This window comes from Streptomyces endophyticus (assembly GCF_035798155.1).
In the GTDB taxonomy this organism is placed as follows: domain Bacteria; phylum Actinomycetota; class Actinomycetes; order Streptomycetales; family Streptomycetaceae; genus Streptomyces; species Streptomyces endophyticus.
In genome coordinates this window covers 44,934-57,988 of sequence record NZ_JAOZYC010000165.1, presented here as the reverse complement: position 1 = coordinate 57,988, position 13,055 = coordinate 44,934, and the positions used below count along the sequence as shown (strand labels likewise).

General features: G+C 72.5%; 11 protein-coding genes. 2 read left to right on the top strand and 9 right to left on the bottom strand.

From position 1 onward, the window contains the following. Positions 1-122: 122 nt before the first annotated feature. The 3 genes from OKJ99_RS34155 to OKJ99_RS34145 all read right to left on the bottom strand — a co-directional run bounded on the left by OKJ99_RS34155 (position 123) and on the right by OKJ99_RS34145 (position 4,270). Positions 123-1,976: an ABC transporter ATP-binding protein gene (locus tag OKJ99_RS34155; RefSeq protein WP_407700819.1), complete on the bottom strand. Its 1,854-nt coding sequence runs from the start codon at positions 1,974-1,976 to the stop codon at positions 123-125. Between the two features lie 90 nt (positions 1,977-2,066). Continuing rightward, positions 2,067-3,113 carry a zinc-binding dehydrogenase gene (locus tag OKJ99_RS34150; protein ID WP_326022085.1) on the bottom strand — a complete coding sequence of 349 codons (1,047 nt, stop codon included), beginning with the start codon at positions 3,111-3,113 and terminating at the stop codon, positions 2,067-2,069. Beyond that, positions 3,113-4,270, bottom strand: a complete 1,158-nt coding sequence (locus OKJ99_RS34145) for an LLM class flavin-dependent oxidoreductase (protein WP_326022084.1) — start codon at positions 4,268-4,270, stop codon at positions 3,113-3,115. The genes OKJ99_RS34150 and OKJ99_RS34145 overlap by 1 nt, the downstream gene beginning before the upstream one ends. Before the next feature lie 105 nt (positions 4,271-4,375). Here OKJ99_RS34145 and OKJ99_RS34140 point away from each other — a divergent pair, with 105 nt between their 5' ends. Beyond that, positions 4,376-5,239, top strand: coding sequence for a PaaX family transcriptional regulator (locus OKJ99_RS34140; protein WP_326022082.1), 864 nt, complete (start codon positions 4,376-4,378; stop codon positions 5,237-5,239). Here the strand turns inward: OKJ99_RS34140 and OKJ99_RS34135 are convergent. The 5 genes from OKJ99_RS34135 to OKJ99_RS34115 are packed head-to-tail and all read right to left on the bottom strand — an operon-like array spanning position 5,188 to position 10,117. After that, positions 5,188-6,465, bottom strand: coding sequence for an ABC transporter substrate-binding protein (locus OKJ99_RS34135; RefSeq protein ID WP_326022080.1), 1,278 nt, complete (start codon positions 6,463-6,465; stop codon positions 5,188-5,190). The two genes, OKJ99_RS34140 and OKJ99_RS34135, sit on opposite strands and share 52 nt — an antisense overlap. Next, entirely contained in the window at positions 6,462-7,586 is a 1,125-nt protein-coding gene (locus OKJ99_RS34130) for a branched-chain amino acid ABC transporter permease (RefSeq protein ID WP_407700818.1), read from the bottom strand. Before OKJ99_RS34130 ends, OKJ99_RS34135 begins: the two co-directional genes overlap by 4 nt. After that, a complete protein-coding gene (locus OKJ99_RS34125; RefSeq protein WP_326022078.1) occupies positions 7,579-8,478 on the bottom strand; it encodes a branched-chain amino acid ABC transporter permease in 900 nt (299 codons plus the stop codon). Before OKJ99_RS34125 ends, OKJ99_RS34130 begins: the two co-directional genes overlap by 8 nt. Next, positions 8,475-9,281 (bottom strand): ABC transporter ATP-binding protein, encoded by an 807-nt coding sequence (locus tag OKJ99_RS34120; RefSeq protein ID WP_326022077.1) that lies wholly within the window; start codon positions 9,279-9,281, stop codon positions 8,475-8,477. The genes OKJ99_RS34125 and OKJ99_RS34120 overlap by 4 nt, the downstream gene beginning before the upstream one ends. Further along, on the bottom strand, positions 9,278-10,117 hold the full coding sequence (locus OKJ99_RS34115) for an ABC transporter ATP-binding protein (RefSeq protein WP_326022075.1): 840 nt from the start codon (positions 10,115-10,117) through the stop codon (positions 9,278-9,280). The genes OKJ99_RS34120 and OKJ99_RS34115 overlap by 4 nt, the downstream gene beginning before the upstream one ends. A gap of 236 nt (positions 10,118-10,353) precedes the next feature. Between OKJ99_RS34115 and OKJ99_RS34110 the strand changes: the two genes are divergently transcribed. Further along, a complete protein-coding gene (locus tag OKJ99_RS34110) occupies positions 10,354-11,550 on the top strand; it encodes a helix-turn-helix domain-containing protein (protein ID WP_326022073.1) in 1,197 nt (398 codons plus the stop codon). Between the two features lie 256 nt (positions 11,551-11,806). On the opposite strand, the gene OKJ99_RS34105 is transcribed toward OKJ99_RS34110, so the two are convergent. After that, on the bottom strand, positions 11,807-12,958 hold the full coding sequence (locus OKJ99_RS34105) for a glycerate kinase (protein ID WP_326022071.1): 1,152 nt from the start codon (positions 12,956-12,958) through the stop codon (positions 11,807-11,809). Between the last annotated feature and the right edge of the window lie 97 nt (positions 12,959-13,055).

Here is a 13,055-nt window from a genome sequence, read left to right as displayed (position 1 = left end):
CCCCCCCCCACCACTTTTTTGCGTGTCAGCGGCGCCGTGGTTGCGGTCGCGGGGCTCTGCCCCGGACCCCGCTGCTCAATCGCCGCAGGGGCTTTAAAGAACCACCGGCAGGGGCTTGATCGTTAGGCGGCCTCCTGCAAAAAGCCTCCTGACTGGTGTTGCCACAGCTTCGCGTACGTGCCGTGGGCGGCCAGGAGGTCGGTGTGGCTGCCCTGCTCGACGATGCGGCCGTGGTCCAGGACGACCAGGTTGTCCATGCCCGCCACCGTGCTCAGGCGGTGGGCGACGACGAGCGCCGTGCGGCCCTCCATGAGCTGCCAGAGCGCCTCCTGCACCAGCAGCTCGCTCTCCGAGTCGAGCGCGCTGGTCGCCTCGTCCAGGAGCAGGATCGGGGCGTCCCGCAGGATCGCGCGGGCGAGCGCGACCCGCTGGCGCTGGCCGCCGGAGAGCTTGATGCCGCGCTCTCCGACCATCGTGTCGAACCCCTCGGGCAGCGCGTCGGCGAACTCGGTGACGTGTGCCGCCTCCGCCGCCCGCCTGACCTCGGCCGCGCTCGCCCCGGGCCGGGCGAAGGCGATGTTCTCGCGCAGGCTGCGGTGGAACATGGCCGGCTCCTGGGGGACGTACGCGATCAGGGACCGCAGGTCGGCCTGGCGCAGCCGGGAGATGTCCTGGCCGTCGATCAGGATCCGGCCGCCGTCGATGTCCATCATCCGCAGCAGCAGCCTGGTCAGCGTCGTCTTGCCGCCGCCCGAGCGGCCGACGAGGCCGAGCCGCGTGCCACCGGGCACGGTCAGGTCGAGCCCCGTGAACAGCGGCTCGGCGCCGGCGTGCGTGTACGCGACCCGCTCGAAGCGGACGGCGGCGGCCGAGGACCCCTGCGGCTCCTCGGGCTCGGCCGGGTCGAGCACCTTCGGCTTGTCCCGCAGCAGCTCCGTGAACTGGGCCGCCTCCGTCATGGCACGTTCCAGGCGGCGGTAGATCTGGTTGAACTCGAACATGATGCGCGTCGCGTTGGTGAAGTACGTGAACGCGACGACGATCGCCTCCACTCCCTGGCCGCTGCCCGCGAGGGCGACGGCCAGCAGCAGTCCGAGGGCGTTGGTCAGCACGGAGAGCGGGGCGACGAGGGTGTCCACGCGCAGATTGCCGTAGTCCCACGCGCGCAGGATGTGGCCGCGCGCGTCCGCGACCCGCTCCCGGTGCTCGGCGGACTCGCGCTCCTCTGCGGCGAAGGCGCGGACCGTCTCCATGTTCATCAGGCTGTCGGCGACGTGCCCCGACATGTGGGTGAACGCGGCCTCGCGCGCGTTGACCAGCTTCTGGCGGCGCCGGATCAAGGGCCGCACGCACAGGCCGGTGATCGCGATCATCGCGAGGAGCACGACGACGAGCCACGGCTCGTACCGCCACAGCACCACGGAGCCGAACACGATCGGTACGAAGCTGCCCATCACGTTGAAGATGAGTACGTCGGCGAACTCCTCGAAGCGCGAGGCGAAGCTCAGGACGCGCTTGGTGAGCGAGCCGGCGAAGTTGTCGTGGAAGAACGTGGCGTCCTTCGCGTACAGCTCGTCCATGCCGATCACGTACAGGCGGGAGATGGCGCCCGCCTCCAGCCGGTTGATGCAGTGGTACCCGATGCGCCACAGTGCCTCGGCGGCGAGGAGCACACCGGCGAAGGCGAGGACGTACGGCAGCAGCGCGTCGAGGGTGCGCTCACCGCCGTCGGCGAGGTGGCCGACGAGCTTGGCGACGATGAGCGGCGCGAGGTACAAGAGGCCGATGTTGCCGAGCGCGGGCAGCAGCATCGCGGGGGCCGCGAACCGGCGTGCCCGGGCCAGCTCCCGTCCGTAGTAGCGGAGTGCGAGCAGTACCGAGCCGCGACTCGGTGGCACTTCGCGTAATGAGGTCAATCCGATCCCGTCCCTTGGGTGTTGGGGGGTGAGGGTTTCCGGCCGTGCTGGGCCGAACATCGGAGTGTCCCGTGGCGGAGTGCGGGCGGTCCACGTGTTTTCAGGGCGGACGTATGCATATCGGCCGGGCAGGGGATCGTGGCTGCGCGTTCAGCGGCCGTGCAGTCCCGTGCCGGGGAGGTCGGGGCGGACCAGGACCTTCACGTGGTCGTCGGGGGCGTACAGGGTGGCGAGGGCCGTGGGGACGCCGGCGAGGCCGACCTCGCCCGTGATGAGCGCGGCGGCGTCCACCGTGCCGTCCGCGATCCGGTCCAGGGTGCGCGCGAACTCCTTCGGCGGGTACACCATGCACATCGTGACCGTGATGTCCTTGTAGAGGCCCACCACCGGCCGGAAGACGTCCTCCGTCATGCACGCGCCGATCAGCAGCACGTGTGTCTCGCGGGGCGCCCTGAGCAGGATCTCGCCCAGCATGCCGGCGCGGCCCGAGCACTCCAGGACCTTGAGCGGCTGTCCGCGCTCCGATGCCTCCCGCCAGGCGTCGAAGGGGTCCGTCACGGCGGGGTCGACCACCACGTGCGCCCCGAAACGGCGGGCCAACTCCCGTCTGCGGGGAGACGGTTCCGATACCACGACCGGTGCTGCGCCCCGCTCCACGAGTGCCGCCAGCGCGCCGAGTCCGATGGGCCCCGCCCCGATCACGACGGCCCCCGAGCCGGGCCGGGGATCGGCCCGCGCGACGTTGCCGTAGCCGACCGCGAGGGGTTCGGTGAGCGCCGCGACGTGCGGCGGCACATGGTCAGGTACGGGGATCAGCGCGGCCTGCGAGAGGACGACGCGCTCGCCGAATCCGCCGGGGAAGTCGGTGGCGTAGCCGATGGTGCGCATCGTGCCGCCGGCGTCGACCGCCCAGGGCAGGCCGACCACGGCCCGCCCCTCCCACTCCCCCGGACTCAGCACCCGTGCGCACAGCTCATGGCCGAGGACGAGGTCGGCGTCCGGGTCGAAGAGGAAGCTCGCCGTGCCCGAGTCGCGGGACGCCTTGAGGAAGTCGTCGGTGTGCCGGGCGGCGGACAGGTCGGACCCGCAGATCCCGGTGGCGATGGGCGCCGCGAGCACCTGTCCGGGGCCCGGTACGGGTTCGGGCACGTCGTCGGCGACGTGGAAGCTCCCGTCGCGCAGCACGGCGGCCCGCATCACGACGCTCCCTTCTCCACCGCCGCCCGCATCGCCCCCACGAACCGCTCGCTGTTGGTGTGCGCCCACGCCATCGACGCCGCGCGCCGCGTGTTCGCCCCGGTGCAGTGCGGCACCACGTGGTCCGCGAAGAGTTCGTACGAGCGCCGCTTCGCCTGCGGCGTCGCCAGCGGCAGGTCGAGCAACAGCAAGGTACCGAAGCCGCCGGATGCCTCGGCGAGCGCCTCGACGCGGGCGATCGCGTCGTCCGGCGTACCGATCGTGGCGACACCGAAGACCGGGAAGCCGTCCATGGTGAACTGCCCGACGGCGTCCGCGGGTTCGCGGCCCCACGGCAGCGTCGCGCCCGACAGGCCCTCGATGTAGTGGACGAGGTGACGTACCCCGTGCGCCGCCTCCGAGCGGGCCTGCTCCCGCGTATCGGCCAGGTGCATCGGGACGACCAGGCGCCAGTCGGCCCGGTCCGCGACGTGCCCGTGCCGCGCGCAGGACTTCTCGTACGCCTCCCAGTTCCCGCGCAGCGCCGCGAAGCCCGCCGGGTCGCCGGCCGCCAGGGAGAGCAGGCCGATGCCGTGCCGCCCGGCCTGGACCGAGCCCGAGGGCGAGACGGTCGACGCGACCGCCATCTCAAGCCCTTCGACGGGCCGGTAGGGGCCCAACTGGCAGTGTGCCTCGGCCAGTTCGTACCAGTCGGTCTTCTCCGTCACCGTCTCGCCGCGCACCAGGCGGACGATCGCGTCGAGCGCCTCGGCCATCATGGCGCGCTGCTTCATCGGGTCGATGCCCATCATGAAGGCGTCGGAGGCGAGCTGGCCGGGTCCCGCGCCGAGCATGACCCGCCCACGTGTCTGGTGGTCGAGCTGGAGCAGGCGGTCCGCGAGCATCAGCGGGTGGTGGTACGGAAGGGAGTTGACGCCCGTGCCGAGGCGGATCCGGTGCGTGAGTTCGGCCGCCGCGGCGATGAACACCTCGGGCGAGGCGATCGTCTCGTAGCCGGCGGAGTGGTGTTCACCGATCCACGCCTCGTCGTATCCGCAGGCGTCGAGGGCGCGGACCAGGTCGAGGTCCTGGCGGATCCGGAGGGACGGGCTGCCGTCGAGCCCGTGGTACGGGGCGAGGAACGCGCCGAACCGGGCGGGGAGTTGGGGTGGCTGCACTCGTACGCCTTTCGCCGTGCCGGACGTAGGACATAAAGTCGAGGCTTACGCTTCTTACGTCCTATATCGGGACGGTGGAGAGGTCAACACCACGGAGGGCGGCGGATGTTGGAAGCGCCTCGCACACGACGGCACGGCGACGGTTCGCCCAGCGCGCGCACCCTCGCGCTGACCGTCCTCGGCGAGTACGTGCGGTACGCGGGCGCTGATCGGGTGGCGGCCGGGGCCGTCGTGGGGGCGCTCGGCGCGTGCGGGATCGGGGACGCGGCGGCGCGGCGCGCGCTCGGACGGCTCGCGCAGGAGGGCTGGCTGCGCCCGGAGCGGGTGGGGCGCAGCACGCGACTCGTCCTCGAACCCCGGCTCGGGCGCCTGCTCACCGCGTGGACGCACCGCCTGGAGCGTGCCGTGGAGGCGACGCCGTGGAGCGGCGAATGGCAGCAGCTGGTCCTGCGTCCGCCGAGCGGGGTGTGGCGCGACCGGGCGCTCGTGGAGCAGCAGTTGGCGTTCGAGGGGTTCGGGCCGCTGGGGCCCGGCCTGTGGTGCGCCGCCGACCCCGGTGGCCTGCCGGCCCTGAAAGGGCTGTTCCGCGAGCAGGGACTCACGGCCCACGCCCTGTGGCTGACCTGCCGGGCCGAGGACGATGCCGAACTCGTGCTCAGGACGTGGGAGTTGAACGACGTACGGCGCGCTCACGAGGAGTTTCTGACGCGGTTCGAGGGCCGCACCGGGCAGGCGCGGGGACCGGAAGCCGCCTTCGTCGCGCGGACGCGTCTCGTACACGCCTGGCGGATCACTTTCGAGCGCGATCCACGGCTGCCCGACGCGCTGCTTCCGCGCGACTGGCCGGGCCGCGCCGCGACCCGGCTGTTCGTCGACGCGTGGCGGGCGCTGCGGGCGCCCGCCGACACGTTCTGGCGTCAACTCACCTTGGGCGTGAAGCCTTTGGCCTGCTCGGACTCGGACGGCTGACGGACGACCTTCATGCCGCCGACCGCCGACTTGTCGGGCTGCAGGATCACCGACTCGTGGGAGGACGGGGCCTTCGGGTCGCTGAAGTTCTGGGTGACGCCGAAGCCGTTCTCGAAGTCGCTCAGCGACAGCAGCGCCTTGTCGACACCCTCGCGGGTGAGGTCCTTGTCCTCGCAGGCCTTCTTCAGTGCCTCGCCGAACACGGCCGCGGCGGTCCAGCCCGCGACGACGCCGTTGTCGAGCGCGTCCTTCGGATACGCCTTCTTGTAGTCGGCGACGAGCTTCTTCGCCTCCGGGGTGTCCGCGCCGATGGGCAGCGAGGGCGAGGCGACCCAGTAGTTCTTGAGCAGGGCCGGGGCCGCCTGGGTGCCGAGCAGTTGGGGCGAGTACGCCGAGTTGTTGCCGATGATCGGCGCGTTCAGTTTCGCCGCCGCCGCGACGCCGACGAGGGAGGCCGCCTGGCGCGGGCCCGCGCTGATCACGACGCCCTTGACGCCGGCCTTCTTCAGGGCGGAGACCTGGGCGGTCATGTCGTTGTCGGTCGGCTTGATCTTCTGCTCGACGACGGTGAGCCCGGCGTCCTTCGCCATGTACGTCGAACCTTGCAGGGCGTTCTCGCCGTAGTCGCCCTCGAAGTAGACGTGGCCGAGCTTGTCGCCCTTCTTCAGGCCCTTCTCCTTCATCAGGAAGTCGATCGCGTTGATCGTCTCGATGTCGTACGTCGATCCGATGACGCGCACGTACTTACTGCCGAGCAGATGCGCCGACCAGGCCTGCGGCAGGACGAGGGCCTTGTCCTGGCCGTCGATGCGCGGCTTGACCGCGGCCACGAAGGGCGAGCCGAGGAACTGCGGGAAGCCGAGCACGTCGGGTGCCAGCTCGGTGTAGCCGGCGACGGCCTTCTGCGGGTCGTAGCCGTGGTCGCGCACGGTCAGCTTGGCCTTGTAGCCGCAGGCGCCGCCCGCGGCGTTGAACTGCTTCACGTACAGCTGCTGGGCCTGGGTGACGCTCTTGCCGAGCGTCGCGTAGACGCCGGTCATGTCGGTGAGGACGCCGAGGTTGATCGTCTTTCCGGTGATGCCCTTCCCGGTCTTGATGCCGCCCGCGCTCTGCTTGTCGCCGCCCCCGTCGTCCTTGGCCTTGGAACTGCACGCGGCGGTCAGCGCGAGCAGGGTCGCCACGGCGGTCACCGTGAGCATGCGGGTGCGGCCGTTCCTTGGGTTCATGCGTCCTCCGTAAGTTGTTTCCTGGCGCGCAGAGCGGTCAGTCGCACAAGGCCGCCGGGTAGGAAAAGGACGACCGCCACGACGGCGGCGCCGTACAGATAGCGGGATGCCTCGCCGGGGGCCACGCCGCCGGTGCCGGGGGCGGAGACGAGGGGCAGGGCGTCGCTGTAGCGGGTGAGCAGTTGCGGCAGGAGCGACACGAAGGCCGCGCCGACGACGGCGCCCGCGACGGATCCGAGGCCGCCGATGACGATCATGGCGAGGTATTCGAGGGAGAGCGTGATGCCGAAGTAGTCCGGCACGGTGCGCTGGAAGACCAGGGCCAGCAGGACGCCCGCGAGGCCCGCGTACATCGACGAGAGCACGAAGACGAAGCCGCGGTAGCGGGCGACCGGGACGCCGAGCACCCCGGCCGCGATCCGGTGGTCGCGGATCGCGTTGAGGGCGCGCCCCGGCCGCCCGCGCAGCACTCCGCGGGCGAAGAGGCCGCAGCCGAGCGTGAGCAGCAGACCCAGGTACCAGAGCTTCTCGGAGGCGCCGAACGGCACGCCGGCGACGGTGAGTTCGCTCTCGTCGAAGGTGAGGCCGAACAGGCTCATGGCGGGCACGTCGCGCCCGTTGGCGCCGCCGGTGAGGTCCTCGGCGTTGAACAGGACGTGCTGCCCGATGAAGATCAGCGCGAGGGTCGCGATGCCGAGGTACGCGCCCTTGAGGCGGCCCGCGATGGGGCTGAACAGGCCGCCCGCGACGCCCGCGACGAGCACCGCGAGCACGGCGGCGAGCCACGACGGCAGGCCGAGCCCGTTCAGCGCCTGGCCGCGCTCGCCCGCGAACACGCAGTACCCGTAGGCGCCGACGGCGAGGAAGAAGGCGTGCCCCATGGAGAGTTGCCCGGTCGCTCCGGTCAGCAGGTTGAGCCCGATGGCACCGATGGCGGCGGCCATGGCGAACAGGCCCGCCTGGAGCCAGAAGCGTTCCAGGTAGAACGGCAGGGCGAGCAGCAGGAGGGCGCAGGCCGCGATGACGTACGTACGGCGGCGCGAGAGGAGATCGCGCAGTGAACTGCCGTATGCGGTACGGGTCTTGGCCGGTGGGGCATCCGAGGCGAGTACGTCAGACACGGGCGAGCTCCTTCGTCCCGAAGAGCCCCGAGGGCCGCAGCAGCAGGATCACGGTCATCACGAGATAGGGCGCGAGATCGCCGAGGCCGCGGCCCATGAAGGCGAGTTCGCTCTGGTAGCCGGCGGCGAGGGACTCGGTGACGCCGACGATGAGGCCGCCGACGAGCGCGCCGGTGGTGGAGTCGAGGCCGCCGAGGATCGCGGCGGGGAAGGCCTTCAACGCGGCCAGTGACGTGGCCCGTTCGAGGCCCGGCGTCGGGAAGACGGTCAGGAACAGCGCGGCGACGGCGGCGAGGCCGCCCGCCACCGCCCACGCGCCGAGCGACACCCGTCCGAGCCGTACGCCCATCAGCGCGGCGGTCTCGCTGCTCTCGGCGGCGGCGCGCATCGCGACGCCCCACGAGGTGTAGCGGAACGTGAGCAGGAACGCGGTGATGAGCAGGGCCGCCGCCGCGAACGCGGCGATCCGGGTGTGCGCGACGGAGACCCCGCCGACGGTGAGCACGGCGTCGCCCCAGGGGTCACCCATGGCGAGCACGTCCGTGCCGAGGCGGCGGGTGAGTTCGGTGGTCAGGAGGATGTCGACGCCGATGGTGACGATGGCGAGGACGCTGTGGTCGCGCCCCCGGTAGCGCCGCATCACGAGGAACTCGACGGCGGCGCCGACGACGGCCGCGGCCGCGATGCCGACACCGACCGCGGGCCAGAACCCGATGTCGTCGTGGAGCGACGCGATGACGTATCCGCCGGCGAGCAGCAGCGACGCGTGGGCGAAGTTGACGACCTCGGTGGCCCGGAAGATGACGACGAAGCCGAGCGCGATGAGGGCGTAGACGGAGCCCATCGAGACGCCGTTGAGGAGGAGTTCGAGAAACGTCGAGAGATCGCTCATGCGGAGGCCTCCGGCTCGTCGGGGGTGCCCAGATACGCCTGGACCACCGCCGGATCGTTCTGCACCCGCTCCGGGGGGCCGGCCGCGATGCGGCGGCCGAAGTCGAGGACCGTCACCTCGTCGGCGAGCCGCATCACGACGCCCATGTCGTGTTCGACCAGGACGATCGAGATGCCGAGGCTGTCGCGGACGCCCGCGATGACGGCGGAGGTGCGGCGGCGTTCGTCGGCGGTCATGCCGGCGACGGGCTCGTCGAGGAGGAGGATCTTGGGCTCCATGCACAGGGCGCGGGCGAGTTCGGCGAGCTTCTGCGCGCCGTACGGCAACGAACCGGTGGGGGTGGTGAGTTGGTCGGCGATCCCGACGAACTCGGCGATCTCAGCGGCCCGTTCGCGGTGGGCGCGCTCCTCGCGGATCGCCGACGGCAGTCGCAGGCCCGCCGCGACGAAGCCCGCGCGGGTCAGCCGGTGGCGGCCGAGCAGCAGGCTGTCGGCGACGGTGGTGTGCGGGGGCAGCGCGAGGTTCTGGAAGGTGCGGGCGACGCCGAGTTCGGCGATGCGGTGCGGGGGCAGTCCCGTGAGTTCGCGCTCGCCGAGGTGGACGGTGCCCGAGGTGGCCCGGTAGACGCCGGAGAGGACGTTGAAGGTGGTGGACTTGCCCGCTCCGTTCGGGCCGATGACGGCGTGCACCGTGCCCGGTTCGACGGTCAGGCCGACGGCGTCGAGGGCGGTGAGACCCGCGAACCGCACGGTCAGGTCCCTTACCCGCAGGGGCGGTACGTCGGTCGTGCCGGGGGTGGTCATCGCGCGCCTCCCCAACGGCTCAGCGTCGGCGTGTGCGCCGCCGCGCCGGTGGCGGCCGCGGCGTCCGACGCGGCCGTCTCGTCGACCACACCCAGGTAGCGGCGGCGCACCTCGTCGGAGCCCGCGAGTTCGTCGGCGCGGCCGTGCAGGGTGATCTCGCCGACCTCCAGGACGTACGCGTACGAGGCGAGCCGCAGCGCGAGCGCCGCGTTCTGTTCGACGAGGAGTACGGAGACCGAGCGGTCGCCCTGGGCGTTGATCTCGCGGACCGTGTCGGCGATCCGGGCGGCCATCAACGGGGCGAGACCCAGCGAGGGTTCGTCCAGGAGCAGCAGTTTCGGCGCGGCCATCAGGGCGCGGCCCACGGCCAGCATCTGCTGCTCGCCGCCGGACAGCAGCCCGGCCCGCTGCTGCGCCCGGTCGGCGAGCACGGGGAACAGTTCGTGCACGCGCCGCAGCGCCGCCGCCTTGTCGGCCCGCGAACCGCGCGAGCCGAGCGCCCCGGCCCGCAGGTTGTCCGCGACGGTCATCCGCGCGAACACCCGGCGCCCCTCCGGGACTTGGCAGATCCCGGCGGCCACCACGCGGTCGGCGGACAGGCCGCCGATCTGCCGGCCGCGGAAGCCCACCGTGCCGGACGTCACCGCCCCGCCGTGGAAGCCGAGGGTGCGCGACACGGCGCGCAGCAGGGTCGTCTTGCCCGCTCCGTTGCCGCCGAGCACCGCGACGACGGAGCGCTCCGGTACCTCCAAGGTCACGCCGCGCAGGGCGCGTACGGGTCCGTAGCCGACGGATACGTCGTCGACGACGAGCCCTGGTTCGTTTGCCTTGCTCACATCGGTCACTGTGTGCGTCCCTCCCTGGACCGGTGGCGCTCACGACAGCACCGCGCGGACGGCCCGTCCACGGGCGACCCGTGAATCGCTGCGTGGGACCAGCCCCTGGCCGCCCCGGTTGTGCCCGCGCACAAGACCGCGTGTCAGGGGCCTGCCGGGGAGGGGCGGCGGGTGGCATCCTCCGCACAAGCGGGTGAGTTCTTTGCCGTCGCTTTAAGACTCTTCGGGGAGGGGCGATGGGCACGCGCAAGCACCGCACGGGCCAGGACTGGAAGCTGCTGAAGGAGGCCTGCGGCACGCTCCTCGAACGGGTGCCGGAACTCGTCGACGAGCATCTGCGGCAGCTCTTCGCGTACTCGGACGTCTACGTGCGCGTGCTGCCGTACGACGACCAGTGGCGGGAGGCCGAGCAGGCGATGCGCATCGGCATCGAGACGATCTCGGCGCCCCGTGACTCGCCGCGCAGGGACCTGGAGTACGCCGAGGACGCGGGCCGGCGCCGGGCGGGCCAGGGCCTGCCGCTCGATCTCCTGATCCACGCCTACCGCAACGCGGGCTATCTCGTCTGGGACGCCCTGATGGAGAGCGCGGGCGGCGAACCGGCCCGCCTGAAGGCGCTGATGCGGTCGGCGACGATGGTGTGGGCGGCGGTCGACGCGCAGGCCGAGGCGGCCTCCGAGGCGTATCGGGCAACGGAGTTGGAGCTGCGCCGCCGTACCGACGAGCAGACGCAGGCGCTGCTCGACGCGCTCCTGGACGGCCGTCCCGCCCCGGGTCTCGCGGCGCGCGCGGCGGCGGGCCTCGACCTGCCCGAGCACGGCCCGTACGCCGTCGTCGTGCTCCGGGTGGAGCGGCAGGGCGGGCGCGAGGCGTTCCACCGGCGGATCCAGGACCCGCGGTTCCGGTTCGTGTGGCGGATGCGGGCGGACTGCGAGGTGGGGGTGGCGGCGCTCGGGGCGGGCCGCACCCTGGACGACCTGGCGGCGCTGCTCGACGGCCGCTGCCCGGGGCCCGGCGGGGTCAGCCCCGTCGTCAAGGGGCTCGCCGAGCTCGGCCACGCCCGCCGCCTGGCCGAACTCGCGTTGCGCACCTGCCCGCCGGAGACCACGGGCGTGGTCCGCCTGGACGAGCGGATGCCGACGGCCCTGGTGGTGAGCCAGCCGGACCTGGCCCAGCGTCTGGTGTCAGGGGTCTTCGGCGGGCTCTTGACGCTCGAACCGGCCGACCGGGCGGTCCTGTTGGAGACGCTGGACGCGTGGCTGGCGTGCGAGGGATCGGCGGGCCGGGCGGCGGGCCGCCTGTACTGCCACCGCAACACGGTCTTCAACCGCCTGCGCCGACTGGAACAGTTGACGTCGCGTTCACTGTCGCGGCCACGGGACCTGATGGAGATGACGCTGGCCCTGGACGCGTACCGGTTGTCACCGGGGTGAGCCGTCCGTCGCGGGGCGGCGAGGGGGAAGGGCACGCCGTACGTCGCCGGGCCCTCGCCCCGCACGCCACGGGGCTCCGCCCCGGACCCCGCGCCATTTGCTCACCGTCCAGCAGGGCTTGGAATATCAAGCCCCTGCGGCGATTGAGCAGCGGGGTATGGGGCAGAGCCCCAAGCCCAGCCCTGGCCACCCGGCGAGCGCCCCGGGGCTCTGCCCCGGACCCCGCGCCTCAATCGCCGGCGGGGCTTGAGTGTGCTCAGCGCAAGAAGTCCTCCGCGATGCGAGCGGCCACGTCCTCCAGGATCGGCCCCGCCTCGGCGATGCAGCGCGCCACGTCCGGCTCCACCTCGGTGAGCGCGTACGCCCGGCGGATCCCGGCCCGGCCCAGCACCTCCGGTGCCAGCGCGAGACGTCCGCACACGGCGACGACCTCGATGCCCGCCGCCCGCGCCGCCGCGGCGACACCCGCGGGCGCCTTCCCGTGCAGCGTCTGCTCGTCCAGCGAACCCTCGCCGGTGATCACGAGCTCGGCCCGCTCCAGCGCGGGCGCGAAGCCGAGGACGTCGAGCATGATCTCGATGCCGGGCCGGAAGCTCGCGCCGAGCCCGACCAGCGCCCCGTACCCGATGCCGCCCGCGGCACCGGCCCCCGGCGACTCCGCGTACTCGAGCGCCTTCGGACCCACCGACTCGGAGAGCACCTTCGCGAAGTGGGCGAGCGCCGCGTCCAGCTCGGCGACGTCCTCCGGGGTGGCGCCCTTCTGCGGCCCGTAGATCGCGGGCGCGCCCTTCGGGCCCGTGAGCGGGTTGTCGACGTCGCTCGCCAGGACGAGTTCGACGTCAGCGAGCCGCGCGTCGAGCCCGGACAGATCGGCCGAGGCGAGGTCCGCGAGGGCGCCGCCGCCGGGGCCGACCGGCGCGCCCTGCGCGTCCAGGAGCCGCGCGCCGAGCGCGGACAGCATGCCCGCGCCGCCGTCCGTCGTGGCGCTGCCACCCACGCCGAACACGATCGAGCGCGCCCCGGCGTCGAGCGCGGCGGTGATCACCTCGCCGGACCCGTACGTCGTCGCCGTCAGCGGCGCGAACTCGCCCTCGGGCAGCAGCTGAAGGCCGGACGCCTCCGCCATCTCCACGACGGCCGTGCCCTCGCGCAGCGCGTACGCGGCGACGACAGGGTCGCCCAGCGGCCCCGTCACCCGGACCTCGCGGCGCTCGAACCCGGCCGCGACCGCCGCGGCCACCGTCCCGTCGCCGCCGTCCGCGACCGGCACGGACTCCACCGTGACCTCGGGCGCGACCCGGTGCAGACCCGCCGTCACACGCTGTGCGACCTGCACGGCGGTGAGCGAGCCCTTGAACTTGTCCGCCGCGATCAACACGTGCCGCGCGGCCTGTGCAGCGTCCGCCACCTTGCTCTCCCCTTGCTGTTGCGCCTTGCACGAGGCAAGGCAGTCGCGCCGCTGCGACCTTAACCGCAGGAGGGGTCCGCTGCCCATGGCCGTCCGG

Coding starts and splice junctions, on each gene's coding strand:
- OKJ99_RS34155 (WP_407700819.1), bottom strand. CDS start 1,976: ATGTTCGGCCCAGCACGGCCGGAAACCCTCACCCCCCAACACCCAAGG.
- OKJ99_RS34150 (WP_326022085.1), bottom strand. CDS start 3,113: ATGCGGGCCGCCGTGCTGCGCGACGGGAGCTTCCACGTCGCCGACGAC.
- OKJ99_RS34140 (WP_326022082.1), top strand. CDS start 4,376: ATGTTGGAAGCGCCTCGCACACGACGGCACGGCGACGGTTCGCCCAGC.
- OKJ99_RS34135 (WP_326022080.1), bottom strand. CDS start 6,465: ATGAACCCAAGGAACGGCCGCACCCGCATGCTCACGGTGACCGCCGTG.
- OKJ99_RS34125 (WP_326022078.1), bottom strand. CDS start 8,478: ATGAGCGATCTCTCGACGTTTCTCGAACTCCTCCTCAACGGCGTCTCG.
- OKJ99_RS34120 (WP_326022077.1), bottom strand. CDS start 9,281: ATGACCACCCCCGGCACGACCGACGTACCGCCCCTGCGGGTAAGGGAC.
- OKJ99_RS34110 (WP_326022073.1), top strand. CDS start 10,354: ATGGGCACGCGCAAGCACCGCACGGGCCAGGACTGGAAGCTGCTGAAG.